The following is a 26,177-nucleotide window of genomic DNA, read 5'->3' on the forward strand; positions in this document are numbered from 1 at the left end:
ACGCATGACTTATGTGATTGCTCAACCATGCGTGGACGTAATGGACCGCAGCTGCGTCGAAGAATGCCCAGTCGACTGCATCTATGAGGGCAAGCGCATGCTCTACATTCACCCAGACGAGTGCGTCGACTGCGGTGCATGTGAGCCAGCTTGCCCGGTAGAGGCCATCTTTTACGAGGATGACACCCCGGAGGAATGGGCCGAGTACTACGACGCAAACGTCGGCTTTTTCGACGAGCTCGGATCGCCAGGCGGGGCGACAAAGCTTGGGCCACAGGATTTCGACCACCCATTCGTGGAGGCGCTACCACCGCAGAACCAGGACGGTTAAACCTGCATGAGCACGCACCATCGCGCCGGCTTAGAGGAGCAGCTACCGGAGTTCCCTTGGGATACCATCCTCGATGTCAAGCAGAAGGCAGCCAGCCATCCCGGCGGACTCATTGACCTCTCGGTCGGGACACCGGTAGATTCAGTCGACCCTTCCATCCAGCTTGCCCTGGCTGAGCATGCCGCTGCGCCTGGCTACCCGCCGACGCAGGGGTCGGCGGAACTACGCCAAGCGATTGCCGACTCGCTGGAGCGCCGATACAACATTCAGGGCCTGCACACAGACGCTGTGCTTCCCGTCATCGGCACAAAGGAGGCTGTCGCGTGGCTTCCAACCCTGCTCAACCTGCGCGGTGGCATAGTGGTGATCCCGGAGATCGCGTACCCAACCTACGAGGTGGCCGCGATCATAGCGGGATGCAAGGTCGTGCGATCTGACGTTCCAGTCGATGGTGCGTCGCTAGTATTCTTAAACACCCCGAGCAACCCAACCGGTCGCGTCCTCTCCGCAGAGGAGATGCGCGTATGGGTTGACTACGCGCGGGAAACCGGCGCGATCATCGCCTCAGACGAGTGTTACATGGGCCTTGCCTGGGATGAGGACCGCAGGCCGGTATCGCTGCTTGACCCGGCGGTCAGCGGTGGTGACAACACCAACCTCTTGGTCTTGCATTCGCTGTCAAAGACATCGAATATGGCCTCTTACAGAGTCGGTTTCATCGCTGGTGACGAGAAGCTGGTGCAAGAACTTCTGCTGTTGCGCAAGCACACCGGAATGATGGTGCCAGGACCAATCCAAGCAGCAACTTTGGCGGCGCTGAGCGACGACCAACACGAAACACTCCAGCGGCTTCGCTACGCCAACCGTCGGGTGACACTCTTGCGCGCGCTGCTCGCGGCAGGGTGCAGCGTTGACCATTCGGAGGCCGGGCTGTACCTCTGGACACGCAGGGAAGGCGCAGATGCCCGCCAGACGCTCGACTGGTTCGCGCAGCGTGGAATCCTCGTTGCGCCAGGAGACTTTTACGGCCCTGGCGGCTCACAGCATGTTCGAGTTGGCCTCACGGCTTCCGACGAGGCCATCGCTGAGGCCGCACAGCGACTCTCGGAGTAACACGTGACCACTCCAACAGAGCATCGTGGGATGCGTGCGCTTCGAAGCCTGCGCGAGTTTTTGCGCTTCGGCATTGTGGGAGGCTCCGGCGTCCTGGTCAATCTTTTGGTGTTCTACCTCACTAAGAAAGCGATCGACGCCGGCTTCGACCTTCACGAAGGCGACATCTTTTTTAACCTCTTCGGCACCCGCTTTAACGTCCGGTGGTACCACGTGCTTGCAACCGTGGCGTTCCTTGTGGCAAACACGTGGAACTTCCAACTCAACAGGGCGTGGACGTTCCGTGGCCCGCAGCGGCGTTCGTGGATCCGCGGGTTTTTCCCGTTCCTCACCACCGGCGTGATGGCATTCGTTGTTTCGCTGGTGTTCTTGACGTTGTTTATGAACCCGAACTCCCCAATTGGCTTGCCGGACAGTATTTTCGACGACTCCACCGGTCTTCGCACGAAGTCCTACTGGTCGCAGGGCCTGGCGACGCTGATCGCGACACCGGTGAACTACATCATTAATAAAATTTGGACGTTTTCGAAGCCGAAAACAGCTCCGAAAACGTCCGCGTCTTCCTAGTTTTGCTTGCCCGTTAGACGCTTTCCTTGGATGGGCGCACCAGGAAAGATGCGCCGATCAATACCGCGGAGACGATGAGGACCGCGATAATTTGGCCTCTGGTGGAGGCGTCGAAAAGCATGAGGACGGTGAGTCCCACGAGGGCAATCAGCGTTGCCCACGGAACCCAGGTCGCTCCGCGTACCTGCACTGCGGAGTTCTTGATCTGCGGGTGCAGTCGGATGTAGCTCAGCGTGATCATTACCCACGTGACCATGAGGCAGCCGCCGACGGCGTTCATGAGGAAGTCGAGCAGCCCTGGTGGGTTCCACCACTGCAGGCCGACTGCGGCGAAGGCGAAGAACATCGACACCAATACGGAGTTCATTGGGACGGCGTTCTTGTTCGTGGCGCGAAGCCAGCGCGGCGCGTCGCCTTCGAGCGCCTGTTGGTAGGCGAGGCGAGACGTGCCGTAAATCTGGGCATTGAACGCGGAGAGCAGCGCCAGGACGATGACGGCCTCCATGAACCCGACGACGCCTGGGATGTTTGCCATGCTGAGCACCTGGGTGAATGGTGAATCTGCAGCGGAGTCGGCACCGTCGATCTGTGCGTATGGGATCAGCAAGATGATGACGATGATGCTTCCGATGTAGAAGAGTGCGATGCGCCAGATAATGGAGTTGACCGCGCGCTTGACGGCCTGCGCGGGGTTCTCCGACTCTGCCGCCGCGATGGTGACAACCTCGATACCGCCGAAGGCGAACGCCACGGCGAGCAGCCCAGCGGCGACGCCGGCGAAGCCGTTCGGCATGAAGCCCGACTCTCGGACGTTGTCCAGGCCGACGAAGTCGTGGCCGGGGAGGATGCCGAGGAAGAGCGCGGCGCCGATGGCCAAGAAGAGGATAATGACGGCGACCTTAATCATGGCGAACCAGTACTCAAACTCGCCAAAGCCTTTCACCTGCGCGAGGTTGATGACGGCGAAGAATACCACTGTGACCAGCGCTGGAACCCATTGGGGGACGCCAAACCAGCCAGACATAATTGCGGCTGCGCCGGTGATCTCGGCGCCACCAACCATGATGAGGAGGAACCAGTAGAGCCAGCCCAACAGGAAGCCTGCCCAGTGGCCGAACGCCTGACGCCCGTACGTCGCGAACGAGCCGGAAGACGGGCGGGCTGCAGCCATCTCGCCGAGCATGCGCATAACCGAGATAACAATCAGGCCTGCGATCGCGTATGCGACCAAGATGGCGGGGCCTGCGGCCCGGATGCCGACGCCTACTCCGAGGAAGAGACCGGCGCCTACCGCCATGCCCAGACCCATCAGGGTCAGGTGACGCGATTTGAGGCCGGTGCCCAGCGTGGCGTCGTCGGATTCAGTGTTGCGTTGAGTTGTCATCGGATGTTCCTCTCGGCGGCGTCCTTAGCGCGTTGTTGGAAAGTGTCGGTGCGGGTCCAGAGGACACCAGCGATTGAAATGATGCCCACGACGACTGCTACCGCGAACATTTGGAAGCGGCCGTCAGGGTTGGTCAGCATGAGCACCACGATGGCTCCCGCCAGTACAACCGTTGCCCACGGCAAGACTCCTGGAGCCCACATGCGAACGTGCGTGATCTCGTTGCGCTTCACTAGCTGCGGGTGAATGCGCAGGAACGAGAATGTGATGGCGAACCACAACACGATCAGGCAGCCGCCTACCGCGTTGAGCAGGAATGCGAGCAGTCCAGGGGGATTCCAGTACTGCAGTGCGACAGCTACGAAGCCGAAGAACACGGAGAGCACGACGGCGCGCATCGGTACGCCGCGGTGGTCGGTGCGTGCGAAAGCCTCGGGGGCGTCGCCGCGCAGGGCCAGGTTGTGGAGGAACCTGGAAGAACCGTAGATCTGTGTGTTGCACGCGGAGAGCAGCGCGATGACGATGACGGCTTCCATAATGCCTACCGCGCCCGGAATGTTTGCCAAGTGCAGCACGGCGGTAAACGGGGACTCGGAAGCGTCGTTCGCCCCACCGATGTCTTCGTATGGCAGCAGCAAGACGATGAGCAACACGGATCCGATGTAGAAGATGCCGATTCTCCAGATGATGGAGCGGATCGCGGAGTGCACGGCAACCTCGGGGTCTTCGGATTCGGCCGCCGCGATGGTGACCAGCTCAATACCGCCGAATGCGAACGCAACTGCGAGCAGTGCCGTGGCGACGCCACCCCAGCCGTTCGGCATGAACCCGAACTCGGCAATGTTCGTTGTGCCGACGAACGACGTTCCCGGCAGGAGCCCCAGCCACAACGCCACGCCGAGGGCGAGGAAGAGACAAATCACGGTGACCTTAATCAGGGCAAACCAGAACTCGAATTCGCCGAGGTTTCGCACTGCGGCGAAGTTAATCGCCGTGAAGATAACAATCGCTGTCAGCGCCGGGATCCACGGAGACACCGCGAGCCATGATGCGATGATGGCGGAAGCGCCGGTGATCTCGACGGCCATGATCATGATCATCATGAACCAGTAGAGCCAGCCGATGGCAAAGCCTGCCCACGGACCGAAGGCCTGTTCCGCGTAGGTAGAAAACGTGCCCGAAGAAGGGCGCGCGGCAACCATCTCCGCGAGCATCTGCATGATGCACACGGTGATTGCGCCAGCGATCATGTACGCAATGATGACAGCGGGGCCTGCTGCGGCGATACCCACACCAGTGCCAAGGAAGAGCCCGGCGCCAATTGCTGAGCCGAGGCCCATCATGGTCAGGTGCCGGGTCTTCAGTCCGCGCTGTAACGATGTCGACGCCCGAGTTGGGGTAACAACCGGTGAAGCTTTCAAAGACATGGCAATTACCTTAAACACTCATGTACTTTCATGCCTATCATTCGCAGTTGTGTCGCCCCGTGCACTGCGAATTCGGCCCGTAAAAGTAGAGCGTTAGCTGCTTCGCGCGCGCAGTACGGGCGTGGTGCTTGCCGGCTCTTGGTGGATGCTGATATCACTCTGACCAGCAATCTCACTTGCTGGAATATGTGTCTCATTTCTTGTGTCGTAGATAATTGTCGACGGCTCCAGCATCACATTGACACCGATCTCACAGTTGTCCCCGAGATCCACCCCGATTACACCCGATGCGGGGTGAAGCGTGCAATTGCGTCCGACTCGTAGCGGGATCCGGTTATGTCCGCTGCCGCGCGCAGCCATCAGCACCGCCGACAACGCCACCTCGGTACCTTCACCAACCGTGACAGCGGAGGAGAGTCGCCCCTCAATCTTTGCCGGTCCAAGAGCGCCGGAGTTGTGCGAGACGTAGCCCTCACGGATCACGGACGTTCCCGGAGCCAAGTAGGCCCCGAGGCGGACGCGCTCCGCCTCAGAAATTGAGACCCCAGTCGGCACCACGTAGTCGACCATGCGGGGAAGCCGCTCGATGCCGTAGACGTGGATGTTGCCCCTGCTACGCAGGCGAGTTCGCACGAATTCGAAGTTATCCGCCAAGCATGGACCCTTATTCGTCCATACCACCGGCTCGAGGTGTTCGAGGCAGTCTTCCATGTTGACTTCGAAGGGGCGCACCAGGCGGTGGGAGAGCAGGTGGAGCCGAAGATATACGTCGTGGGCACCCACAGGGGCTTGGGACAGGTCCGCGATTGTGGTGCGCACCGGCACGTGCTCGACGAGCCGGTCCGAGTCCATGCCCACCAGGCTGAGGAATGCGTCCCCAAGTTCGTGCGCGCTGACTCTGCGGGACCCGGAAGTGAGGCCGGAGGGGTCGTCGATAAGTGAAGGGGAAGGGTACCAGGTGTCGAGTACCGTACCGTCCAGCGAAATATTGGCAATACCTGTGGCCTGCGCTCCTTGTAACATGCTTGTCATCTTAAACGCACAGTCACAAAGGGCCGGACTCGGACGACAAGCGGGGAGGGGTTGGCCTAGCATATAAGTTTTTGGCAGAGTCGAACTCAACGTGTTTTGAGGAAGGAAGGACCCATGGCACCTCACAAGTCACCGCGACCGGACAAGGAGCGAAAACTGCGCGGCCCAATCATGCTGCGAAGCGAGGACACCGAACAGCCGACGACGCACGACCGTCGCCTCCTGGAGTCCTTGGGCTACAGCGACCACGACTGGAAGCACGCGGACCCGTGGCGTGTGATGCGAATCCAGTCTGAGTTTGTCGCAGGCTTCGACGCACTGAGCGACTTGCCGAAGGCGGTCACTGTGTTTGGCTCCGCGCGCCTCAACGAAGGCACGGAAGAGTATGCGCTGTCATGCGAGGTAGGCAAGGCGCTCGTCGAGGCGGGATACGCGGTCATCACTGGTGGCGGTCCAGGCTTGATGGAGGGGCCGAACCGCGGTGCCCACGATGCCGACGGCATCTCGGTGGGGCTCGGAATTGAGTTGCCGTTCGAACAAACGCTTAACGATTGGGTCGACCTGGGCCTGAACTTCCGCTACTTCTTCGCGCGCAAGACAATGTTCTTGAAGTACTCGCAGGCGTTCATCGCGCTGCCGGGCGGGTACGGGACCATGGACGAGCTGTTCGAAACGCTCGTGATGGTGCAAACCCAAAAGGTCACCAACTTCCCGATAGTGCTCATGGGCACCGAGTTCTGGTCCGGCCTGGTTGCGTGGATTGAGGAGCAGCTGCTCGGCCGCGGCCTCATCTCGCCGGGCGATGAATCCCTGTTCTACGTCACCGACTCCGTCGACGACGCGATCGCGCACATCGTGCACGCACATAAGGTGATGACAGACGCGCGCCTGCGAGATGCTCACAACGAGGACGTCTAACAGATGCCTGGCCGCATCGCAGAGGTAATGGCGATCATCAACCGGACGCCAGATTCGTTTTACGACAAAGGAGCAACGTTCGCGATAGAGCGAGCACTGGATCGAGCCGATACGGTGATCGCGCAGGGAGCGTCGATTGTCGACGTCGGCGGGGTAAAAGCAGGTCCCGGCGACGAAGTCGACCCCGTAGAGGAGATCGAACGGGTCGTCCCTGTCATCCGGGGCATCCGCCTCCGGCACCCGTCAATACGCATCAGCGTGGACACCTGGCGCGCCGACGTCGCACAGACCGCAATCGAGGCGGGTGCGGACCTAATCAACGACACCTGGGCTGGCTACGATCCCGAGCTTGTCGAGGTCGCCGGGGCGCATCGCGTTGGGTACGTCTGCTCCCACACCGGCGGTGCGGTACCTCGCACACGCCCACACCGCGTCCACTACGACGATGTCGTCGCCGACGTCATCCGGGAAACCACAGCGCTCGCCGAGCGCGCCGTTGCTTGCGGCGTGCCCGAAGATCTCGTGATGATCGACCCAACGCACGACTTCGGCAAGAACACCTTCCATGGACTGGAGTTGCTGCGCCGAGTCGACGAGCTCGTCGCAACAGGGTGGCCAGTGCTCATGGCGCTGAGCAACAAAGACTTCGTCGGCGAGACGCTCGACCGTGCAGTTGGCGAGCGAGTCGCAGGGACGCTCGCAGCGACAGCGTGGTCCGCCGCACGCGGTGTCGCAGCCTTTCGCGTCCACGAAGTCGCCGAAACCCTCGACGTGATCCGAATGACCGCCGCCATCCAGGGACATATGCCACCGATCAATACCGTGCGGGGGCTTGCGTAGTGCGCGTCAGTGTGGTCATCCCGGCGCTGAACGAGGCCGCAACCGTCGGACACGTTGTGCGACGCTGCTGCGTTGCAGATGCAGTTCGGCGCGATGGGGAAGTACTGGTCATCGACTCGGATTCACACGACGACACCGCGACGCTTGCCGCCAGGGCGGGGGCTCGTGTGGTGAACTGGCGCGAGGTCAGCGCGATTGAACCGCAGGAAGGCAAGGGCGAAGCACTGTGGCGCGGTGTGAAGGCCGCGCGCGGAGAGTTCGTCGTGTTTATCGACGCCGACGTCACCTCCCTCGAGCCGTGGTGGATTGATGCACTCATCGAGCCCTTCAAGACCCCGGAGATCCACCTTGTGAAAGCTCGTTACAAAAGATCCCTGGACGGGCGGCCTTCTGGCGGCGGGCGTGTCACGGAACTGACTGCAAAGCCTTTGCTACGACGGTTTTTCCCAGCATTGAGTGATATTGGTCAGCCACTGGCCGGCGAATATGCAATACGGCGAGATACAGCGCTGCGCCTGCCGTTCGTGGCGGGATACGGCGTTGAGTCGGGGCTGCTCATCGACACCTTCGCCAGGTATGGACGCAATGCTATTGCGGAAGCGGATCTTGGAACTCGCGTACACCGCAACCGCCCGCTTGAGGAGCTGGGGCCGATGGCGGACGTGGTGGCGTCGACAATTCTCGACAGGGCGTTGGTATCCGGACAGCTAGGTTCCGAACAGAAGACGAGGCAACGGCCGCCCTGGTGCGAAATTCTGAGCGCTGAACGCTAGTATGATGACATGCTTTCTTGGATCATCCTGATTATCGCCATTGCCGTTTTTTGCGTGCTTGGTTTCTTGCTCTTTAGCCAGCTGTTTGGGCGCGGCGAACAGCTGCCACCCATGATGGAGACCGAGGACGTCAAGTCCGCGAACCGGCTCGCAGTTGAGGAGGGCAACATTGGAGACGTGCACCTTGAAGTGGTGCACCGTGGCTACCGGATGGACCAGGTCGATGACTTGCTTACCGCACTCGGTGAAAAGTACGGCTTTGCTCCGACTATCAGTCAGCTAACCGAAAACAGCGTAGTATTGGATACAAACGTTTTGACTGAAGGAGAAGCGACAGATGGCAGCAATGAAGCCGCGCACCGGTAATGGACCAATGGAAGCCGCAGAAGAAAGCCGGAAGATTGTCATGAGAATTCCGTCCGACGGGGGCGGCCGCCTGGTCATCGAGATGAGCAAGGAAGAGGCAACTGAGCTCGGAAATCTGCTGATTGAAGCCGTAGGATAAGAATTCTCTAAACTTAAGGTAATATATCCAGCATGCTCAAAGACATAATTGATGTGCTGGCAGATCCTATAGACCTTACTCCTCTTTGTGGTGAAGAGGAGTTTTCACGCCTCGTTTCCGAAAGTGGCCACTCGTACGATGTGGCGAAGCAGGGCTACGTTACGCTGGCGAGCGGAAAAGGTCTGCAACATGTCGGTGACTCGTTGGAGATGGTCCTCTCCCGCGAGTCATTTTTGTCGCAGGGGCACTTCGCCCCGTTCGTTGAAGCGATGACGGAGCACGTAGAACACGTGCTTGACCTCAGCGCGCCTGAGGAAGACCACCCGGCGATCCTCGAGGTTGGCGCGGGGACCGGCTACTACCTGTCGCACACCCTGGACTCCGTGGTTGGCGCGCGCGGCGTCGGACTTGATATCTCGGTTCCAGCTGCGAAGTATCTTGCAAAGGCACATCCGCGAATCGGCTCGATTGTGGCCGATGTGTGGCAACAGCTTCCAATTGCGACCGGGAGCATCCACGCGATTACCGTGGTGTTTGCCCCGCGTAACCCAGCAGAATTCGCTCGCGTGCTTGCGGATGACGGCCAGGTTGTAGCGCTCATTGCGGATCAAGGCCACCTCGATGAGCTGCGTGAACCCCTCGGTATCTTAGGCGTCGAGCCCGGCAAGCTGGACCGCCTCGTCGAGCAGTCAGAGGGCCACCTGGAGCTGGCCGAAGACCCAAAGGAACTTGTCTTCCCGATGCGTTTGGACCGCGAATCTATCGCGGCCCAGGTCGGAATGAGCCCATCCGCCCGCCACATTGAGCGGGGCGAGTTGGCGCGTCGTCTTGACGCCCTGCCGGATCACATGACCGTAACCGCGCATGCACAGCTCGTGCGCCTGCGCAAGGCGTAAGCCGTTCCGCTCAGGAAGCACCTAGCGACTACGACGCCACTCGTTCAAGATGCTGGCGTCGCCCTTTGCGCGGGAGCGGATGCCGATGCATCCGTTCTCCGGCCAGATGCGCGAGGACATCACTACTGCACCGCCGTCGGCATAGACCTCGAGCGTCGAACCGTCCACGATAACCGTGATGGTATCTTCCTCGTCCTCGCCGATTTCGGTTTCCGCAACTTGGCCATCGAATCGATCGACGGTGAGCTTGTCGCCAGCATGGGTGACCCGAGCTGCGACCTCACCATTACCGTCGACAATCTCAGCGACGACACTGCCACCTGCGGAGATCTCGCATAGCGCAGTCCACAAATGGGCGCCGCGCGTCGTGCTCACCGCCTCGGGGAGCCCTGGCGCAGGTACCTGGTACAGGTGACCATCCTGGAGCGTGACATAGCGTGGCAGTGTGAGCGTATTTGCCCAGCCTTCGGTTTCCCAGTTCGGCTCTTTCGTCGGGGACCCTTGGCGGCCAGAGGGCGTCATAAAGCCAAAGAGATAGGTGCCTTGGTAGCGCTGCGCCGGGTCCATCGCAACCGGGAGGTAGTTGGTGTTGCGGGGGCGAGTGAAATCGTGCCCGAAATCGAGCGCCTGTGCAGGTGTGGTTACCCGGAACGTGTTGTTCTCCAGCTTGCCGATGATGTAGGCCGAACGGTCTTTGCCACCGCGCTCAAGCGTGAAGAAGAAGACGTCGTAGATCTTGGAATCAACTTCATCGCGGAGCCTGCAAATACGTGGCGCTACCAGCGTCTCATCGAGGTCGATTCCGGGGTCGCCATCAAAAGTGAGAGGTCCTTCGAAGCGCCACTCAACGCCATCGATAGAGCGAAGCACGACTGGCTTCGGCGTATCGACGCTGCCCGTGATCGCCAGCATGAGCCAGCCATCGTGCTCCTCGCGCTCGTCATCTTTCCAGTCAGGAACGACGCAGGGCGAGCGGAAGTTGTTGTACTCAGGCGTGTCCTCGACGATATCGCCAAGTCGCTGCACGCCAGGTGTGGCGTTTGTATCTTCGAGGAGTTCATCGCACAGCCCTTCCAGCTCAGGCGCGTGGGCGAGCTGGATGGTGTTGCCAGCAGCAGTTGCTGAAGTGAAGTACAGGTAGATGCCTTCCGGCGCACCAATTACGGCACCTGCTCGAACCGCGGATTCGCCACCGGCGGGGACGATGGCATCGTTGCATTCGACCCAGCTAAACGGGTCGCCGTCGCTGACGTTGTGGCCCCAGCGGCTCGGGGCTTCGGGTGTGGGGCGGTATTGGTAGAAAATATGCCAATTGTTTTCTCCTTCGCGCCCGTCGAAAATGACACCAGCTGGCCCCTCGAGGATGCCACTGTCTGCGGTGACGTGAAGTTCTGGTCGGAAAGTACTCATCGTTAAGTGGTGTTCACCCCTGCGTTATTTCGTGAGTTGTTCGTAGATCTTGACGGTGTCTTGCGCAATTGTCTTCCACGAGAAGTCATTGCGGGCGCGCGTCAGGCCAGCTTGGCCCAGCCTTCGGGAGAGATCCTTGTCACCAGCCACCCGGTTGACTGCCTCGGCGAGATTCCGCTCGAAGGCTTCCGGCTGCGTTTTGTCGTAGTCAACGAGCACACCCGTCTCACCATCCACGACGACCTCCGGGATGCCACCCACGCGAGATGCCACAACAGCGGTTTCGCATGCCATGGCCTCCAAGTTCACGATGCCAAGCGGCTCGTAGATTGACGGGCACACAAAGACGTCGGCTGCGGAGTAGACCTCGCGGATCTTTTCTGCCGGCAACATGTCCTGTACCCAGAACACACCATCGCGCTCAGATTGTAGCTTTTCGACGAGCCCCTTCGTCTCTGCGGCGATCTCCGGTGTATCAGGCGCACCTGCGCACAGCACGAGCTGGACGTCTTCCTCAAAGTGCGACGCCGCCTTGAGGAGGTGCGCGACGCCCTTTTGGCGCGTGATTCGACCGACGAACGCGACGATCGGCTTCGCCGGGTCTACACCGAGGTCTGTCAGGACGGTTCCCTCGGTGGGGTACCACTTTGCCGGATCGATGCCGTTGAGTACGACGTGAATCTTGTCCGCCGGGATGCTCGGGTAGGCACGAAGGATGGCTTCTTTCATACCCGCGGAAACGGCAATGACTGCGTCCGCATTCTCGAAAGCGTTCTTCTCGCTCCACGAGGAAACGTTGTAGCCACCGCCGAGCTGCTCGCGCTTCCAAGGGCGGTCAGGCTCGAGAGAGTGCGCAGTGACAACGTGCGGAATGTCGTAGAGAAGGCCTGTGAGGTGGCCACCGAGCCCGGCGTACCACGTATGGGAGTGAGCCACGTCAACATTGTTGGCGGCGTGGGCGATCCGAAGGCCCGTCGATAAGGTCTTGATGGCACCGTTCGCGTTTTCAAGGGCAGGGTCAACCCCGTGGACGTAAACGTCCTTCATGTCGCGGGGAGTGCCCATGCAGTGAACATCGACGTCAACGATCTCCCGCATAAAGCGAGTGAGCTCTGTGACGTGGACTCCGGCTCCCCCGTAAATCTCGGGAGGATACTCTTTGGTCATCATTCCGACTCTCATACCGCCCGAGCATAGTGACGAATTCACGTCGGTGCAGGAAAGCAAAAACTGAAATGTAGCGCTGCCCACTTTAGGAGGCAAAAGGCTGCAAGGTCACGAAGTTTTCAATAGGCTCGGAAGCGTGAGAAGTCAGCCTAGAGTACTTGCAATTGTCCTTGCCGGTGGCGAAGGGAAGCGCCTGTTTCCGTTGACCGCGGACCGAGCTAAACCGGCCGTTCCTTTTGGAGGCAACTATCGATTAATTGATTTTGTTCTGTCGAACTTGGTCAACGCTGGGTACATGCGAATCGCAGTGTTGACACAGTACAAGTCGCACTCGCTGGACCGGCACGTGGCGACGGCTTGGAACGTATCTGGCCCGACTCCGCAGTACATCGCATCGGTGCCGGCGCAGCAACGTCGTGGCAAGCGCTGGTACAACGGCTCTGCAGACGCGATTGTGCAGTCGCTCAACCTCATTTACGACGATAAGCCGGATTACGTGCTGGTCTTTGGCGCAGACCACGTCTACCGGATGGATCCTTCGCAGATGGTGGAGAACCACATCAAGTCAGGCAAGGCTGCAACGGTGGCCGGTATCCGCGTGCCTCGATCAGAAGCTACGGCGTTCGGCTGCATCCAGTCCGAAGAGGACGGCACCATCACCGAGTTTTTGGAGAAGCCCGCGGATCCACCAGGAACCCCGGACGATCCGGATATGACGTTCGCTTCGATGGGTAACTACGTATTCTCTACGGAACCACTGATTCAAGCGCTGCTCGAGGACGAGCAGAACGAGGACTCTGATCACGATATGGGTGGCGACATCATCCCGTACTTCGTGCGCAAGGGCGAAGCAAATGTGTACGACTTCTCGCAGAACGAAGTGCCCGGCGCGACAAAGCGCGACAAGGGATACTGGCGAGATGTCGGTACGATTGATTCTTTCTACGAGGCGCACATGGACCTCATCTCTTCGTACCCAGTGTTCAACTTGTACAACTCGACGTGGCCGATTCACTCCACAGAGGACGGCAACCTTCCACCAGCGAAGTTTGTCGTGGGAGGTATCGCACAGGAGTCGATGGTGGCGTCGGGATCAATTATCTCGGGCGCTACCGTACGCAATTCAGTGCTTTCCACGGATGTGCGTGTTGAGGAAGGCGCGACCGTTGAAGGTTCTGTGCTGATGCCAGGTGTGCGCATCGGTAAAGGGGCGGTGGTCCGCCACTGCATCCTCGATAAGAACGTCTATGTAGCTGACGGTGAAATTATTGGCGTCGACCTTGAAAAGGACCGCAAACGCTACACTGTTTCGGACAACGGCGTAGTGGTCGTCGGCAAAAATCAGGTGGTTCAGGAATAACTGACACTCATAGGCAAGGCCCGCTCGAAGCTCAGCGAAGTTCGAGCGGGCCTTGTTCGTGCGTACGTAGAGCTAGCGCTTCGTAATGATGGTCAGGCCACCGTCGAGAGGCAGGCGAGCTACGAGCGCTCCGTGGTCGGCGGCGAGGCTGCTCACGTACCTATCTGCCTCTCGTGCTGCCTCGGTTTCGCGGTCCCTGCGTGTCGAATCGCTGACGGTACCGTCCAGCAGAGAGTCGGCGAGAATCAGCGTGCCGCCCTCGCTGAGGAGCGGCCAGGCGGCATCAATAACCGCGGTGAACTCGATCGGCGAGACATCCGCGTAAACGAGGTGGTAGGCGTCGTTCGCAAGCCTGCCCATAACCTCAAGCGGGCGCGCGGTGAGGAAACGTGTGCGGGAGGTTGGGTACTCGGCGGCACGGAATGCCTCCTTTGCGCCGGTTTGTAGCGTGACCTCGGGTTCGATGCAGGTAAGCGATGCGCGCTCTGGAAGACCACGCAGCAGGTGGAGCCCGACGACGCCCGCAGCCGGAGTGATGGCGACTGCGCCTTGCGACTGACCACTTGGGCAGGCTGCAGCGAGCGTCGAAAGTAACGTGCCGACGATGACCGACGGCGCACGGACTCCGTTCTCCTGCGCTTCTACGCTGGCGTACTTCAACGCTTCGCGGAAAGCAGCAGGGAACGGCTGTTGCTCGGCATCAGTGAAAGACTGATGGATGTAATTTGTCAACTGATCAAAAGCGGTCGCACTCACAGCCAACATCATAACCAGAACTGTCCTCACAGCGTGTGTGCTACGCGCATGCAGTAACCTTTACGAATTTTCCTTTGGTGAATGCGATTTCAATCTGCCACAATATGAAGCATGCAACCTGATGATGCTGCCGCCCAACATGATTCCGTCGCGCCCGAAGATTTGCGCGGTACGGCTGCATTTGATGCTGGGGTGGGGGCGATGCCTTCGTGGGCTGAGCTCGTCGCAGAGCACGCCGACAGTGTGTATCGCCTTGCGTACCGTCTTTCAGGTAACCAGCACGACGCGGAAGATCTTACGCAAGAAACCTTCATCCGCGTGTTCCGTAACTTAAAGAGTTACCAACCGGGTGCGTTCGGTGGCTGGCTTCATCGGATTACAACGAATCTGTTCCTTGATATGGTGCGCCACCGGGCGAAGATCCGGATGGAAGCACTCCCGGAAGACTATGAGCGCGTTCCCGGCACTGATATGACTCCGGAGCAGGCGTATAACGTCGCGCACCTCGATCCTGCCCTGCAGCACGCACTCGATGAATTGAGTCCGGACTTCCGCGTTGCCGTGGTGCTTTGCGATGTCGTCGGTATGACGTACGAAGAAATCGCTGAGACGCTTGGAGTCAAGATGGGTACCGTCCGTTCACGCATCCATCGCGGTAGAACTCAGCTGCGTGAATCGCTCGAGGAGCAGGCGCGGCATGACGTCGCCACCGAAGAGTTAATTCGACTACGCTAGGGCGCGAGATAGTGGTTGACTACGGATGCGAAAGGAGCGTTACCGATGCGAGCGTTTTGTTCCACTGAGCATTTGAACCCTGAAGCAATTGCAGCTTTCGCAGACGGTGAACTTTCGCGCTCTGCAAGCCGTCGCGCTATGAAACATATGTTGGAGTGCCCAGAGTGCTTCCAAGATGTTCTTGTGCAGCGGCGAGCGTCCGCACGTGTAAAGGCCTGCAAGGATGACGACCTGCGAGCCCCAGATTCGCTGGTGGCGAAGCTCAGCGGCCTGTGCCACGAGATGCAACCTGCCGAGCCTTGCGGTGAAGATGCTCATCACAAGGAACGATCACCGATTGTGGCCGCCGTTGACGCCACGCTTCGGGCGCTGCGGCACCGAGAGTAGGATGTGATCCGTGTTTTCCAGTATTGGCTGGGGTGAAGTCTTTTTCATCCTGATCATCGGCCTCATTGTGATTGGTCCGGAGCGGCTCCCAAGCGTTATCGAGGATGTCCGCGCAGCCATTTACGCTGCGCGCAAGGCGATCAACAACGCGAAGCGGGAGCTCAACGGTGAGCTCGAGGAGTTTGAGGAGCTACGCAAGCCACTGGATACGGTGTCGCAGTATGCGTCGATGGGGCCAAAGCGCGCGATGGCGAAGTTTTTCTTCGAAGATGACGAGGAATTTCTCGAAAGTTTTGATCCGCGCAAAATGATGGAAGACGATGCGCCTCTGGCTCGCCAACCATCAAAGCCACAGTCCCGGGCAAAGAAAGGGCCGGAGGACGGGGGACAGCCCAGTGGAGGGGGATTCTCCTGGACTGACGTTACCTAGTTCCCACCGATCTATTCGTCAGTGTGCTTCACACCAAGGTTGAGGGACTTGCCAGCAAGTGAGTTACGGCGAATCTTCAGCTTGGTGACGATCTCCTGGATCGCCGCAGCGGCAGGGGAGTCTGGTTCTGCTGTGACGACAGGGGTTCCGGTGTCACCGTTTTCTCGTAGCTTCGGATCCAACGGGATGGAACCTAGCAGCGGCACGTCACTATCTGTGAGCGCGGTCAGGCGCTCCGCAACCTGCTGGCCACCACCTTCACCAAAGATATTCATGACGGAGCCGTCAGGCATGACCATCCCGGCCATGTTCTCGATGACGCCAGCAATTCGCTGCTCAGTCTGCTGAGAAATTGTGCCGGCACGCTCAGCGACCTCAGCTGCGGCTGCTTGCGGAGTGGTAACAATGAGCAGTTCGGCATTTGGAATCAGCTGCGCCACTGTGATCGCCACATCGCCGGTCCCCGGTGGAAGGTCAAGGAAGAGTACGTCAAGATCGCCCCAGTACACATCAGACAGGAACTGTTGGATTGCGCGGGTGAGCATCGGTCCACGCCAAACCACAGGGGCATTGCCCTCCACAAATTGCCCCACAGAGATGTGGCGCACGCCGTGTGCGACCGGTGGCATGATCATTTCTTCGACCACAGTCGGCCCCATGTCGGAAGAGCCGAGGAGACCAGGGACGGAGTGCCCGTAAATGTCGGCGTCGACAATTCCGACGCTGAGGCCTTGTGCTGCCATTGCAGTGGCCAAGTTCACTGTCATCGAGGACTTGCCGACGCCACCTTTGCCTGAAGCTACCGCGAACACCCGGGTGCGCGACGACGGGTCAGCGAAAGGGATGTCGGGCCCGGGCTGCTGTGCACGCAGCTTCGAGGCCATTTCGCGACGCTGCTCCGCGCTCATAGTGTGAAGCGTGACTGTCACGTTCTCCACGCCGTCGATTTCCTCTACGACTGCGCGGACGTTGCCCTCGATGGTGTCACGCATCGGGCAGCCCGCGATGGTGAGGTAAATGCCGACGGTGACGTTGGGGCCGTCGATACGTACGGACTCCACCATCCCGAGTTCGGTAATGGGTTTTCCAATTTCGGGATCGTCAACGCGAGCAAGCGCTTCGCGGACCTGGAATTCTGAAATGAGTTCTGCGTTTGCCATAACGGGCTTCAGTATAGTCAGAGAAGCTGGATGTTCATACGAGCAGAGGAGTGACAACGAATGGCCCAACTCAACAACAACCGCCTGGTAGCGCGCGAAGTGCCAACAGGGTGGCCGGTAGGCAGTTTTAATACCTACCAGGAGGCACAAGAAGCAGTTGACACGCTGTCGGACAAGGAATTTCCGGTAGAGAAGCTCACAATTGTCGGTGTGGACTTGATGCAGGTTGAGAGTATTACGGGCCGCCTCACGTGGGGCAAGGTACTTGGTGGCGGCGCACTATCGGGCCTGTGGATGGGCATGTTCATCGGCATCATTTTCTCGCTGTTCGCGGAAGAAGGTGGGTGGGGCATCTTCGCCTCGTGCGTCGCGATGGGTGGCGTGTTCGGAGCAATTTTCGCAGCTATCGCTTACGCGTTTACAGGTGGAAAGCGTGACTTCGCCTCAGCGACAAGCATCGTCGCACGCCGATACGATGTGCTTTGCGCACCTGACGCTGCGCGTCGAGCCCGCGACATGATCGCCGCAATGCACCCACAGCGCGTCACTGGACGGCCAACTGAGCCGTCGGCCACCGATAGCGACGCCTCCGAAGACAACGCAGCGCGCTAGACTAACTCTGTTTTCCAGGCTCGTCTGAGCACACTACGAAGAAGGTATTTATGGTGTCCCTGCGTCCTCTCCGTACACTGATTGCTGCGGCACTGGCAACGAGCCTTGTCGGCGGGTTGACTGGCTGCACAGATGACTCGCTTTCACCGGTGAAGTTTGTCAACGGCGAATCCCGCGGCAACATCGTCAAAATCGGAATTGATACCTCAGAACCTGAACAGGTAGTGCTGGGGGAGATCTACTACGAGATCATTACAGCGATGGGACATCCTGCCGGGGTAGTCCCGTTCAATGACGTGTACTCCCGAAATGCAGCCGAACTGCTGCAAGAAGAAGACGTCGATATGGTCGTTGCGTGCTCTGGTGTTCTGTTGCAAGCGCTAGACGCACACGGAGCGAAGGAGCTCGACAACGATATAGCGCACGATCGTCTCGACGGTGCGGATCCGTCAGAAGCGACGTTCGCTCTTCTTGCGGGTGCGCTGCCCGGCAACATCCAATCGGTTGACCCTTCCCCTGCGCAGGGCTGTGCGTCGCACGTGGAGCTCGAGCACCTTCCTAACAGCGTCATCCCGCTGTTCTACAAATCAAAGTTTGCTCGCAAGGAAGTCAGGCGCATCAACGCGATGACGCGCGTGCTCAGCACAGCGCAGTTGGAAGAGATGAGCGAGGAAGTCGCGCAGGGCAAAGAACCGCGCGTTGTTACTGCGGATTGGCTCCGTGAATACGCCAGCATCAACGTTGAAAACCCAGATGCCAACGGCGGGGAAGCCGAGGCGACAGCTACTCCCTAGGCGCAAGCCAAATGAGTGAATCCTCAACAGGGAAGCGCCCCAACCGCAGTAAGCGGTTGGGGCGCCATTGCGTGTAAGCGCTACTTACTTCGCAAACGCCTCATCCAGCAGAGTCTTCTCCTCTTCCTGGTGGACCTTCGCCACGCCGGTTGCAGTGGTCGACTGCGCACGGCGAGAGACGCGGACCATTTCAGGCATATCCGGAATCAGTGTGCGCAGGTGCTCGTTGTAGAACGGCCATGCGCCTTGGTTAGCGGGCTCATCCTGAACCCAGCGAATTTCCTTCGCGTTCGGGTAGTTCTCGAACGCATCCCGGATGCGGTTGAATGGAATCGGGTGCAGCATCTCGATACGGATGATGGCGACATCGTCGCGCTTATCCTTCTTACGACGCTTCTCCAGTTCGTAGTAGATCTTGCCGGAACACAGCAAGATCGTGGTGACCTTGTCGTGATCTGCGCCGTCAACCTTGACGTTGCCACGCTGTACGAACTCGGGGTCGTCGATAACTGACTGGAACTTGTCCACCTCGATGAAGTCTGCAGGCTGCGAGACCGCCGCCTTGTTACGCAGCATCGACTTCGGGGTGAAGACGACGAGCGGGCGCTTCATCTCACCGAGCGCCTGACGACGCAGCAGGTGGAAATGGTTTGCCGGGGTAGACGGCTGGGCAATCGTCATCGAGCCCTCGGCGACCAGCTGGAGGAAGCGCTCGATACGGGCGGAGGAGTGGTCCGGGCCCTGGCCTTCGTAGCCGTGCGGCAGGAGGGCAATCATGCTGGAAAGCTCGCCCCACTTGGTCTCGCTGGAGGACAAGTACTCGTCGATGATGGTCTGTGCGCCATTGGCGAAGTCGCCGAACTGTGCCTCCCATGCGACGACAGCGTCCTTGTTGCCAAGGGTGTAGCCGTACTCGAAGCCCATACCTGCATATTCGGTCAGTGCAGAGTTGAACACCTCGAAGCGTCCGCCGTTGTCTTGTTCTTCCGCGTTTGCGTCGAGTGGGTTGTACGGAGTGCCGTTATTCGGGTCGTAGAGCACCGCGTGGCGCTGCGTGAACGTACCGCGCTGTGAGTCCTCACCTGCAAGGCGGACAAACTTGCCCTGCTCTGCAAGGGAACCGAAAGCGAGCAGCTCGCCCCAGCCCCAGTCGATGTCGCCGTTTTCGAAGGAACCACCGCGCTTCTTGAGCACGTTGTTCAGGCGCTTGTTCGGCTCGAATTCCTCAGGCAGCTTGCCGTACGAATCCGCAAGGCGCTTGAACGTATCCTCGCTGATCGAGGTGTCCAGGCCACGAGTGAGCTTCTGCGAGTCCGTGATGCCGGTCTGCTCGCTTGGCTTGCCCTCAGCGGACTTGACGTCAGAGAAGACTGCGTCAAGCTGATCGTGGAAGTCCTGTGCCGCGATCTTGGCTTCTTCCTGCGTGAGGTCGCCACGGCCGATGAGGTCCTTGGTGTAGCGGGTACGCACCGAGTCGTGGGAGTGGATGCGGTCGTACATCACTGGCTGCGTCACGGTCGGGTCGTCTGCCTCGTTGTGGCCGCGCAGACGGTAGCAGATGAGGTCGATGAAGACGTCCTTGCCGAAGGCGCGGCGGTATTCGGTTGCCAGGTGAGCAACCCAGGCGGCTGCCTCCGGGTCGTCGCCGTTGACGTGGAACACTGGGCAGTTGAAGCCCTTGGCCAGGTCGGTAGCGTAGTAGGAGGAGCGGCCAGAGTCAGGGGTAGTGGTGAAACCAATCTGGTTGTTCACAACGATGTGGACGGTGCCACCAACGGAGTAGCCAGGGAGGCGAGACAGGTTCAGCGTCTCCTGTACGATGCCGAGGCCAGCGAATGCGGCGTCGCCGTGCAGCATAATCGGAACTACTGGATTGTCGTCGCGAACACCGTTTTCACGCAGCGTGTCCGCCTTTGCGCGGGCAATACCGACGAGCACTGGGTCAACAGCCTCGAGGTGTGACGGGTTCGCGGCCAGCGAGACCTTGATCTCGCCGTCGCCGAACATCTGGATGTGCTTGCCCTCGAAGCCGAGGTGGTACTTCACGTCGCCAGAGCCACCCTGCTGTGCGGACTGCATGTTGCCCTCGAACTCGTTGAAGATCGTAGCGACAGGCTTGCCCACGATGTTAAACAGCACGTTCAGGCGACCACGGTGTGGCATGCCGATGACAGCTTCGTCGAGGCCTTGGCCAGCGGCGGTATCAATCACCGCGTCCATCAATGGGATGAGTGTTTCCGCACCCTCGAGGGAGAAGCGCTTCTGGCCGAGGTACTTCGTCTGGAGGAAGTTCTCAAATGCTTCAGCAGCATTGAGCTTCTGCAGGATGTACTTTTGCTCAGCATTCGTCGGCTTCGGCATGCCAGCCTCGATGCGCTCGAGCAGCCACTCACGCTCATCGCGGTCGAGAATATGGGTGTATTCAGCACCGACGTGCAGGGTGTAGGCCGCACGTAGGCGACTAAGCACCTCGCGCAACGTCATTGTTTCCTTGCCCCCGAAACCACCGACGTGGAACGTGCGGTCGAGGTCCCACAGCGTCAGGCCGTGGGTTTCCATCAGCAGGTCACGGGAGTCCGGTTGCTGCAGGCCCGGCTGGCGCCAACGAAGCGGGTTCGTGTCAGCAATGAGGTGGCCGCGGGAGCGGTACGCCTCGATGAGCTGCATGACACGGGTGTCCTTGTTCACGCCGGAATTCGGCAGGTCCTTCGCCCAGCGCATCGGGAGGAACGGGATCTCGAGGGACTCGAAGATGGAATCCCAGAACTTATCGTCGACGAGGAGCTGCGAAATATCGCGCAGGAACTCGCCAGACTCTGCACCCTGGATGACGCGGTGGTCATAGGTGGAGGTCAGTGTCACAAGCTTGCCGACGCCCAGCTCCGCCAAACGGTCCTCGCTGGCACCTGCAAACTCTGCAGGGTAGTCCATTGCGCCGACACCAACGATGGTGCCCTGGCCCTTTGTCAGACGCGGAATCGAGTGGCGGGTACCGATGCCACCTGGGTTGGTCAGCTGAATGGTTACGCCAGAGAAGTCGTCCATCGTGAGCTTGCCGTCGCGCGCGCGACGCACAATGTCTTCGTAGCTTTCGACGAACTCCGCAAACGACTTGTTCTCGCACTCCTTAATCGCAGCGACGACCAGGGAGCGGGACCCGTCTTTCTGCGGCAGGTCGATTGCTAGACCCAGGTTGATGTGCTCAGGCTGAACTGCGAAGGACTTCTTGCCGTCCTCCTTGTAGTTCTTATTCATGTCCGGGTGGAGCTTGGTGGACTGAATGATTGCGTAGCCAAGGATATGCGTGAACGAAACCTTGCCGCCGCGAGTGCGCTTGAGGTGCTCATTGATCAACGTGCGGTTTTCAAACATGAGCTTGACCGGCATATCGCGCACGGTGGTGGCGGTTGGCACCTCGAGCGATTCGTTCATGTTCTTCGCGATAGCGCGGAACGCACCCTTGAGTTGTTCCTCGCCTGGAGTGACCTTGACACTATCGAGCTTGTCCAACGGGGAAGCGGTCGGCTTCTTGGTGCGCTTTGGAGCTGCTTCGGCGGCTGCGCGGTCTACCTGGGTTTGACGGCCGTCCTGGGTAGGAGCGCTCGTGGAGCTGGTGACGCTCGTCGCAGTCTTCGAGGAACCTTTTGGCGCCGGGGTGTTTGTCACCGTCGGCGGGGTGCCCTTCTTCTTGAAAAGATCGCGCCACTCCGCGTCAACGGAGTTGGGATCCTGTTTGTACTGCTGGAACATCTCCTCAACCAGCCAGTCGTTCTGGCCGAACGTATCTTCGCTGCTCACGGCAGGTGCTCGCCTCTCTTCTTGGGTTGTATGTAACTTTTCAACGACTTTAATTGTCTGGGATTAGGTAGTGCTACCTTACATTCCCGAAAAGCCCTCGTACTTGTGAGATCTACCCCCTTTAGCGGTTGATACACCACAAATGGGCATATCTTCCGTTTTGAGTGAGAAGGGTCTCATGAGAACCGTTATCAATGATACGTCCTCATTCGACAACAAGTATTTGAACGGTTGCTTGCTCGTGATTGATTGATTTCGAACTCTTGAAGAGGTGGGGCGGGCACGTCGACTTTGGCCTGGTGCGTGGGGAAGTGCAGAGTGGGCGTCGAGCAGTATTCACGGTGGCAGCTGTCGAGAAGCGCTCGTGTGCAGTCTCGGGGGGACCAAGAAGGTGGGGCCAAAGCAGGCTCGCGTATTTGAGGGGGCGCTGTGTTTCGGCGGCGGTGCAGGGTGTGGATCTCCAACTAAAGCAGAGGTGCTACCGGGGGTAGGCGAAAGATGGAAGTGCGTGATTCCCGCCTCAGTTTTGGGGGAGGCGGGAATGAACTTCGGAGCCGAAGCTATTTGGTAATTTCTTGCTGATTGGTGTCGCGTACTTTGTCGTCGTCACCAAAGAGTCGGAGTACCCAGCGCAGAAGGTTCTTTGGATTCGCACTGAGGCCAGCCTCCTCCTGGTCAGGCTTTTCCGGAAGAGGGCTCAAGAATTGGGAGGGAGGAGTGCCGAGTGCGACGGCGATATTGTCCATGAGGCGGTCCGCAAGCTTCCGATTCGCTGCGGTGCCAGCGATCGCTCCAAGCCCGAGTGGCAGCATCTTGCCAATCCAGGCACGGCGGAACCGCTTTGTAAACGACTTCATCGCCACGCTTGAAAGGATTCCATTGGCTTCGGCGAGCCCAGGACCGGCGAAACGTGTCAGCACATTTTTCGACGCCAGGTCCTTCGGTCGCGCCCGGTCGGCACCAAGCAACGTGTCTACTATTGCAACGCCCTGGGCGCCCATCATCACAGTGAGCACGCCGGTGCGTCGGCGCTCTTTGTCTTCGATATTGACGTCGCGCAAGTACATGGAAGAGAGGGTGTAAAACGCGGCGAGGTCTAAGAAGACCACCGATTCGCCAGCAACGGCTGCTGCGCCGGTGACGAGCCCTACGCCAGGAACCGCGGCTGCTGCGCCCACGCCTGCACCTGTTGCGGAGACTACGTTTTTAAAATGCTTGTCCATCGTGTGCTGGATTTCCGCAGGACTTTGCTCCGGGTGTTGACGGCGAAGCCAGTTCACGTAAGCCCGAATGGCACCGGACTGAAGATGGACAGCCTTATCTACTGCTGCGATAAACGCTCGGCCTGCTGGGCCTGCTTCCTCCTCGAGGGAGCTTAAGTCTTCAGCACGGGCGTCTTCAATAATTTCGACTACAGTTTCGTCGTCTTCGTGCTTGTCTTTGCGGAACTTTTCTAACATGCTGTGTGTTTTTCTCCTTATTAATTATTGGTACGAGCGTTCATCGTACCCGCCTTAGAAACTCCACGAGAATAGACAGAATTCCGGGCTAGGCTAAAAGGCATGCATCTCAACAGCAACAATCCGCAGGAGCACCTCCAGGTGCAGACCACCTCGGGAATCGTTGCTGGCACTATTGATCCACAAACCGGGGTTCGCACTTGGCGCGGGGTACCCTACGGTGCAGATATGGGCGGTGAGAACCGATTTCGGGCCCCACAGCCTGCGCCTTCGTGGTCAGGTGTGCGCACCACAACCAACTATCGGCCACCTGCGATGCAGACGAATTTCGGGTGGAAAGACACAGTAATCGGCACCGAGGACTGCCTACACGCAGACATCGTTCGGCCTGATACGGACGACGTACTCCCCGTCGTCATCTATTTTCACGGTGGATCGTTCGTAAGCGGATCGAGTCATGAGAAAGTACTCCAGGGGCACTTTCTGGCTAATGCCACCGATATCGTCTATGTCTCCTTAAACTTTCGCCTCGGGGTGCTTGGGTACTTGGATCTGCGCAGTATCGGCGAGGACTGCGCTGCCAACCCCGCCATTTTGGACCAGATCCTCGCGCTGCAGTGGGTGCACGAAAACATCGCGGCCTTCGGAGGGGATCCGAATAACGTAACCATCATGGGTGAGTCAGCCGGGGCAGCTTCAGTAATCCATATGATGTGCGCTCCGGCAGCTCGGGGGTTGTTCCACCGGGCAATCGCCCAGTCGACTCCGCTTTCTTCCGTTCATACGAAGGCACAAGCCGCGATGTGGACGTCGACACTTCTTGACGGCATGGGGCTATCGCGACTATCTACCCTCGAGCACCTCCGGGAGGTACCGGCCGAGGAACTGGTTAGAGTGGGGCAGTCCATGCTGTTTACTGGCCGCGAGCTGCGCGAACTGAATTTGAGCTTCATGCCGACGGTCGATGGCACCACGCTGCCAGCTCACCCGCTGGACATGTTCCGCGCCGGGCAACAGGCGTCGGTGCCGTTGATCATCGGGACCAATGCGGATGAGGCCAGCTTTGCAAAGGCTCTGTATCAGCGGACGAAAGCCCGTCAGCGTGCAGCACGCCGCTTGCTCGAGGCATATGATGCGAAGAACGCGACAGCGGTCATCCAGGCGTATAGCGACGTGAGCCAGCGAACGGACTTCGCCGAGTTTCTCGCTGACGCCGTGTTTTGGGGACCGTCGGTGATCGCTGCAGGGGAGCACCGTAAGGTGGCTCCGACTTGGATGTACCGCTTTGAATACGCATCGGCGACGATGCGGCGGCTCGGGTTGGGAGCAATGCACACAGCCGACCTGATGGCGGTGTTTGGCGATAGGGAAGGTACACGCTCATCGAAGATCGACCGGTTTGGCTCCACCGTTGCGTTTGAAGCAGTAGTTGAAGTGATGCAGCGCAACTGGGGGTCGTTCTTTCATACCGGCGAACCAGGGCCGAACTGGCCCCGCTACGATTTTCGTGGCGACGACCACCCCGGGCGCGCGACCGCAATCATCAACGAACATCCGTCAATCGTGTACGACCCAAAACGTCACAAACGCCGGGCATGGGAGGCTTTTGACATGCGTAGCTGGCAGGGCCGCGAAGCGTGGATGCGCATCATGGGGTCAGAACAGTAGGCTTGGCATCGTCCGCCGGTGACAACCACGATGAGGAAGAGTAGAGGATTCTTCGTGAGCTTTTTAGAAGACATTGCCGCGGCTCTAGACCGTGAAGGTATTGAGTCTCGTGTGCACGATGACACGATGTTTGTTCCTATCACCCCCGAGATTGAGATCCAGTTCGTTGTTATCGACGAGCAACTGCCAGCGGCGAACGTGTATATCGCGGCTGCTGACGTTGATGAAGACGATGAGGACTTTGAAGCAGCATTGGTCGCAGTTATATTTTCTGCCGAAGATGCTGTGTCCGCTGTCGCTGAGCATATAGCCACTGACGAGGTGGTTACCGTGTTCCGCAGCCTGCTCGAGGCTGCAGATGAACGTATCGCCGGGCTTGAATTCTTTCCGGACGCCGAAAACCATCAACTCGTCTTCGCAGAAGTTGGTACAGAGGCTGAAGTCCACGTGGAGGTCGAAGTTATCGACGCCACAGCCACTGCCCACGTGCAGTTTGTGGTTCCTGGAGACGATGAGGAAGCAGATCCCGAAGAACTTAACTTGGGTAGCTTCACCGACATCGACAGGCTTTTTGATGTCTTGAATCTGGTTGCTGACCAGGCTGAAGACTGGGAGGGTCAGATGCTTCCGCTTGACGACGAACCAGGGCAGTAG

General features: G+C 59.1%; 26 protein-coding genes. 17 read left to right on the top strand and 9 right to left on the bottom strand.

What is annotated here, in order from left to right:
* Nucleotides 1-4: 4 nt before the first annotated feature.
* From fdxA to KBX14_RS03080, 3 genes are read left to right on the top strand one after another with little or no spacing between them, the layout of a single operon-like run.
* Complete coding sequence (gene fdxA, locus KBX14_RS03070) at nucleotides 5-331, top strand: ferredoxin (protein WP_070362691.1); 327 nt, start codon at nucleotides 5-7, stop codon at nucleotides 329-331.
* Between the two features lie 6 nt (nucleotides 332-337).
* Nucleotides 338-1,444 (top strand): succinyldiaminopimelate transaminase, encoded by a 1,107-nt coding sequence (gene dapC / locus KBX14_RS03075; RefSeq protein ID WP_256041817.1) that lies wholly within the window; start codon nucleotides 338-340, stop codon nucleotides 1,442-1,444.
* Between the two features lie 30 nt (nucleotides 1,445-1,474).
* Nucleotides 1,475-2,011 (top strand): GtrA family protein, encoded by a 537-nt coding sequence (locus KBX14_RS03080; protein WP_256041853.1) that lies wholly within the window; start codon nucleotides 1,475-1,477, stop codon nucleotides 2,009-2,011.
* A gap of 13 nt (nucleotides 2,012-2,024) precedes the next feature.
* Here KBX14_RS03080 and KBX14_RS03085 read toward each other — a convergent pair whose 3' ends face one another.
* The 3 genes from KBX14_RS03085 to KBX14_RS03095 all read right to left on the bottom strand — a co-directional run bounded on the left by KBX14_RS03085 (nucleotide 2,025) and on the right by KBX14_RS03095 (nucleotide 5,854).
* Nucleotides 2,025-3,395: an amino acid permease gene (locus KBX14_RS03085; protein ID WP_252931067.1), complete on the bottom strand. Its 1,371-nt coding sequence runs from the start codon at nucleotides 3,393-3,395 to the stop codon at nucleotides 2,025-2,027.
* A complete protein-coding gene (locus tag KBX14_RS03090) occupies nucleotides 3,392-4,822 on the bottom strand; it encodes an amino acid permease (protein WP_256000418.1) in 1,431 nt (476 codons plus the stop codon). Before KBX14_RS03090 ends, KBX14_RS03085 begins: the two co-directional genes overlap by 4 nt.
* 93 nt (nucleotides 4,823-4,915) lie before the next feature.
* Nucleotides 4,916-5,854, bottom strand: a complete 939-nt coding sequence (locus KBX14_RS03095; RefSeq protein ID WP_256041818.1) for a succinyltransferase — start codon at nucleotides 5,852-5,854, stop codon at nucleotides 4,916-4,918.
* A 114-nt stretch (nucleotides 5,855-5,968) separates the two neighbouring features.
* Between KBX14_RS03095 and KBX14_RS03100 the strand changes: the two genes are divergently transcribed.
* The 6 genes from KBX14_RS03100 to KBX14_RS03125 are packed head-to-tail and all read left to right on the top strand — an operon-like array spanning nucleotide 5,969 to nucleotide 9,786.
* Nucleotides 5,969-6,772: a TIGR00730 family Rossman fold protein gene (locus KBX14_RS03100; protein ID WP_070362685.1), complete on the top strand. Its 804-nt coding sequence runs from the start codon at nucleotides 5,969-5,971 to the stop codon at nucleotides 6,770-6,772.
* Between the two features lie 3 nt (nucleotides 6,773-6,775).
* Entirely contained in the window at nucleotides 6,776-7,612 is an 837-nt protein-coding gene (gene folP, locus KBX14_RS03105) for a dihydropteroate synthase (protein ID WP_256041819.1), read from the top strand.
* Complete coding sequence (locus KBX14_RS03110) at nucleotides 7,612-8,385, top strand: glucosyl-3-phosphoglycerate synthase (protein WP_070479444.1); 774 nt, start codon at nucleotides 7,612-7,614, stop codon at nucleotides 8,383-8,385. Before folP ends, KBX14_RS03110 begins: the two co-directional genes overlap by 1 nt.
* 9 nt (nucleotides 8,386-8,394) lie before the next feature.
* On the top strand, nucleotides 8,395-8,751 hold the full coding sequence (locus tag KBX14_RS03115) for a hypothetical protein (RefSeq protein WP_070362682.1): 357 nt from the start codon (nucleotides 8,395-8,397) through the stop codon (nucleotides 8,749-8,751).
* Nucleotides 8,723-8,890, top strand: coding sequence for a DUF3117 domain-containing protein (locus tag KBX14_RS03120; RefSeq protein WP_070362681.1), 168 nt, complete (start codon nucleotides 8,723-8,725; stop codon nucleotides 8,888-8,890). Before KBX14_RS03115 ends, KBX14_RS03120 begins: the two co-directional genes overlap by 29 nt.
* 32 nt (nucleotides 8,891-8,922) lie before the next feature.
* A complete protein-coding gene (locus KBX14_RS03125; protein ID WP_070362680.1) occupies nucleotides 8,923-9,786 on the top strand; it encodes a methyltransferase domain-containing protein in 864 nt (287 codons plus the stop codon).
* Between the two features lie 21 nt (nucleotides 9,787-9,807).
* Here the strand turns inward: KBX14_RS03125 and KBX14_RS03130 are convergent, their stop codons facing one another.
* Both KBX14_RS03130 and glgA read right to left on the bottom strand, forming a co-directional pair.
* Nucleotides 9,808-11,196 (bottom strand): GH32 C-terminal domain-containing protein, encoded by a 1,389-nt coding sequence (locus KBX14_RS03130; protein WP_256041820.1) that lies wholly within the window; start codon nucleotides 11,194-11,196, stop codon nucleotides 9,808-9,810.
* Between the two features lie 24 nt (nucleotides 11,197-11,220).
* Nucleotides 11,221-12,378, bottom strand: coding sequence for a glycogen synthase (gene glgA / locus KBX14_RS03135; RefSeq protein ID WP_070362678.1), 1,158 nt, complete (start codon nucleotides 12,376-12,378; stop codon nucleotides 11,221-11,223).
* A 121-nt stretch (nucleotides 12,379-12,499) separates the two neighbouring features.
* On the opposite strand from glgA, the gene glgC reads away from it, so the two are divergent.
* Nucleotides 12,500-13,723, top strand: a complete 1,224-nt coding sequence (gene glgC, locus KBX14_RS03140; protein ID WP_070479448.1) for a glucose-1-phosphate adenylyltransferase — start codon at nucleotides 12,500-12,502, stop codon at nucleotides 13,721-13,723.
* Nucleotides 13,724-13,795: 72 nt separating this feature from the next.
* On the opposite strand, the gene KBX14_RS03145 is transcribed toward glgC, so the two are convergent.
* Nucleotides 13,796-14,488 (bottom strand): O-methyltransferase, encoded by a 693-nt coding sequence (locus KBX14_RS03145; RefSeq protein ID WP_070363543.1) that lies wholly within the window; start codon nucleotides 14,486-14,488, stop codon nucleotides 13,796-13,798.
* A 102-nt stretch (nucleotides 14,489-14,590) separates the two neighbouring features.
* Between KBX14_RS03145 and sigE the strand changes: the two genes are divergently transcribed.
* From sigE to tatB, 3 genes are read left to right on the top strand one after another with little or no spacing between them, the layout of a single operon-like run.
* Nucleotides 14,591-15,214, top strand: coding sequence for an RNA polymerase sigma factor SigE (sigE, locus tag KBX14_RS03150; RefSeq protein WP_070362676.1), 624 nt, complete (start codon nucleotides 14,591-14,593; stop codon nucleotides 15,212-15,214).
* Between the two features lie 45 nt (nucleotides 15,215-15,259).
* On the top strand, nucleotides 15,260-15,601 hold the full coding sequence (locus KBX14_RS11185; RefSeq protein WP_070362675.1) for a zf-HC2 domain-containing protein: 342 nt from the start codon (nucleotides 15,260-15,262) through the stop codon (nucleotides 15,599-15,601).
* A 10-nt stretch (nucleotides 15,602-15,611) separates the two neighbouring features.
* Entirely contained in the window at nucleotides 15,612-16,031 is a 420-nt protein-coding gene (tatB, locus tag KBX14_RS03160; RefSeq protein ID WP_070479449.1) for a Sec-independent protein translocase protein TatB, read from the top strand.
* Between the two features lie 11 nt (nucleotides 16,032-16,042).
* Here the strand turns inward: tatB and KBX14_RS03165 are convergent, their stop codons facing one another.
* The gene (locus KBX14_RS03165; RefSeq protein WP_256041821.1) at nucleotides 16,043-17,191 is read right to left on the bottom strand and encodes an Mrp/NBP35 family ATP-binding protein; all 1,149 of its coding nucleotides are present in this window, start codon (nucleotides 17,189-17,191) and stop codon (nucleotides 16,043-16,045) included.
* A gap of 60 nt (nucleotides 17,192-17,251) precedes the next feature.
* On the opposite strand from KBX14_RS03165, the gene KBX14_RS03170 reads away from it, so the two are divergent.
* A complete protein-coding gene (locus KBX14_RS03170; RefSeq protein WP_070976252.1) occupies nucleotides 17,252-17,803 on the top strand; it encodes a general stress protein in 552 nt (183 codons plus the stop codon).
* 53 nt (nucleotides 17,804-17,856) lie between these two features.
* Entirely contained in the window at nucleotides 17,857-18,597 is a 741-nt protein-coding gene (locus KBX14_RS03175) for a hypothetical protein (protein ID WP_141742279.1), read from the top strand.
* 84 nt (nucleotides 18,598-18,681) lie between these two features.
* Here the strand turns inward: KBX14_RS03175 and KBX14_RS03180 are convergent, their stop codons facing one another.
* Together KBX14_RS03180 and KBX14_RS03185 are read right to left on the bottom strand one after the other, a co-directional pair.
* Nucleotides 18,682-22,395, bottom strand: coding sequence for a multifunctional oxoglutarate decarboxylase/oxoglutarate dehydrogenase thiamine pyrophosphate-binding subunit/dihydrolipoyllysine-residue succinyltransferase subunit (locus tag KBX14_RS03180; RefSeq protein ID WP_256041822.1), 3,714 nt, complete (start codon nucleotides 22,393-22,395; stop codon nucleotides 18,682-18,684).
* A 560-nt stretch (nucleotides 22,396-22,955) separates the two neighbouring features.
* Nucleotides 22,956-23,855, bottom strand: a complete 900-nt coding sequence (locus tag KBX14_RS03185) for a hypothetical protein (protein ID WP_256041823.1) — start codon at nucleotides 23,853-23,855, stop codon at nucleotides 22,956-22,958.
* Between the two features lie 102 nt (nucleotides 23,856-23,957).
* Between KBX14_RS03185 and KBX14_RS03190 the strand changes: the two genes are divergently transcribed.
* The gene (locus tag KBX14_RS03190) at nucleotides 23,958-25,523 is read left to right on the top strand and encodes a carboxylesterase/lipase family protein (protein WP_256041824.1); all 1,566 of its coding nucleotides are present in this window, start codon (nucleotides 23,958-23,960) and stop codon (nucleotides 25,521-25,523) included.
* 54 nt (nucleotides 25,524-25,577) lie between these two features.
* The gene (locus KBX14_RS03195) at nucleotides 25,578-26,177 is read left to right on the top strand and encodes a hypothetical protein (RefSeq protein ID WP_256007811.1); all 600 of its coding nucleotides are present in this window, start codon (nucleotides 25,578-25,580) and stop codon (nucleotides 26,175-26,177) included.

The sequence above is a fragment of the Corynebacterium sp. CCUG 61414 genome (assembly GCF_024453945.1).
Lineage (GTDB): Bacteria > Actinomycetota > Actinomycetes > Mycobacteriales > Mycobacteriaceae > Corynebacterium > Corynebacterium pseudogenitalium.

What these genes read in the sequence shown, in the direction of transcription:
- KBX14_RS03120 (WP_070362681.1), top strand. Translation starts at nt 8,723, where the DNA reads ATGGCAGCAATGAAGCCGCGCACCGGTAATGGACCAATGGAAGCCGCA.
- dapC (WP_256041817.1), top strand. Translation starts at nt 338, where the DNA reads ATGAGCACGCACCATCGCGCCGGCTTAGAGGAGCAGCTACCGGAGTTC.
- KBX14_RS03145 (WP_070363543.1), bottom strand. Translation starts at nt 14,488, where the DNA reads ATGTTGGCTGTGAGTGCGACCGCTTTTGATCAGTTGACAAATTACATC.
- fdxA (WP_070362691.1), top strand. Translation starts at nt 5, where the DNA reads ATGACTTATGTGATTGCTCAACCATGCGTGGACGTAATGGACCGCAGC.
- KBX14_RS03100 (WP_070362685.1), top strand. Translation starts at nt 5,969, where the DNA reads ATGGCACCTCACAAGTCACCGCGACCGGACAAGGAGCGAAAACTGCGC.
- sigE (WP_070362676.1), top strand. Translation starts at nt 14,591, where the DNA reads ATGCAACCTGATGATGCTGCCGCCCAACATGATTCCGTCGCGCCCGAA.
- KBX14_RS03170 (WP_070976252.1), top strand. Translation starts at nt 17,252, where the DNA reads ATGGCCCAACTCAACAACAACCGCCTGGTAGCGCGCGAAGTGCCAACA.
- KBX14_RS11185 (WP_070362675.1), top strand. Translation starts at nt 15,260, where the DNA reads ATGCGAGCGTTTTGTTCCACTGAGCATTTGAACCCTGAAGCAATTGCA.
- KBX14_RS03190 (WP_256041824.1), top strand. Translation starts at nt 23,958, where the DNA reads ATGCATCTCAACAGCAACAATCCGCAGGAGCACCTCCAGGTGCAGACC.
- KBX14_RS03090 (WP_256000418.1), bottom strand. Translation starts at nt 4,822, where the DNA reads ATGTCTTTGAAAGCTTCACCGGTTGTTACCCCAACTCGGGCGTCGACA.
- KBX14_RS03185 (WP_256041823.1), bottom strand. Translation starts at nt 23,855, where the DNA reads ATGTTAGAAAAGTTCCGCAAAGACAAGCACGAAGACGACGAAACTGTA.
- KBX14_RS03080 (WP_256041853.1), top strand. Translation starts at nt 1,475, where the DNA reads ATGCGTGCGCTTCGAAGCCTGCGCGAGTTTTTGCGCTTCGGCATTGTG.
- KBX14_RS03125 (WP_070362680.1), top strand. Translation starts at nt 8,923, where the DNA reads ATGCTCAAAGACATAATTGATGTGCTGGCAGATCCTATAGACCTTACT.
- KBX14_RS03130 (WP_256041820.1), bottom strand. Translation starts at nt 11,196, where the DNA reads ATGAGTACTTTCCGACCAGAACTTCACGTCACCGCAGACAGTGGCATC.
- KBX14_RS03115 (WP_070362682.1), top strand. Translation starts at nt 8,395, where the DNA reads ATGCTTTCTTGGATCATCCTGATTATCGCCATTGCCGTTTTTTGCGTG.
- folP (WP_256041819.1), top strand. Translation starts at nt 6,776, where the DNA reads ATGCCTGGCCGCATCGCAGAGGTAATGGCGATCATCAACCGGACGCCA.
- KBX14_RS03085 (WP_252931067.1), bottom strand. Translation starts at nt 3,395, where the DNA reads ATGACAACTCAACGCAACACTGAATCCGACGACGCCACGCTGGGCACC.
- KBX14_RS03095 (WP_256041818.1), bottom strand. Translation starts at nt 5,854, where the DNA reads ATGACAAGCATGTTACAAGGAGCGCAGGCCACAGGTATTGCCAATATT.
- glgA (WP_070362678.1), bottom strand. Translation starts at nt 12,378, where the DNA reads ATGAGAGTCGGAATGATGACCAAAGAGTATCCTCCCGAGATTTACGGG.
- KBX14_RS03165 (WP_256041821.1), bottom strand. Translation starts at nt 17,191, where the DNA reads ATGGCAAACGCAGAACTCATTTCAGAATTCCAGGTCCGCGAAGCGCTT.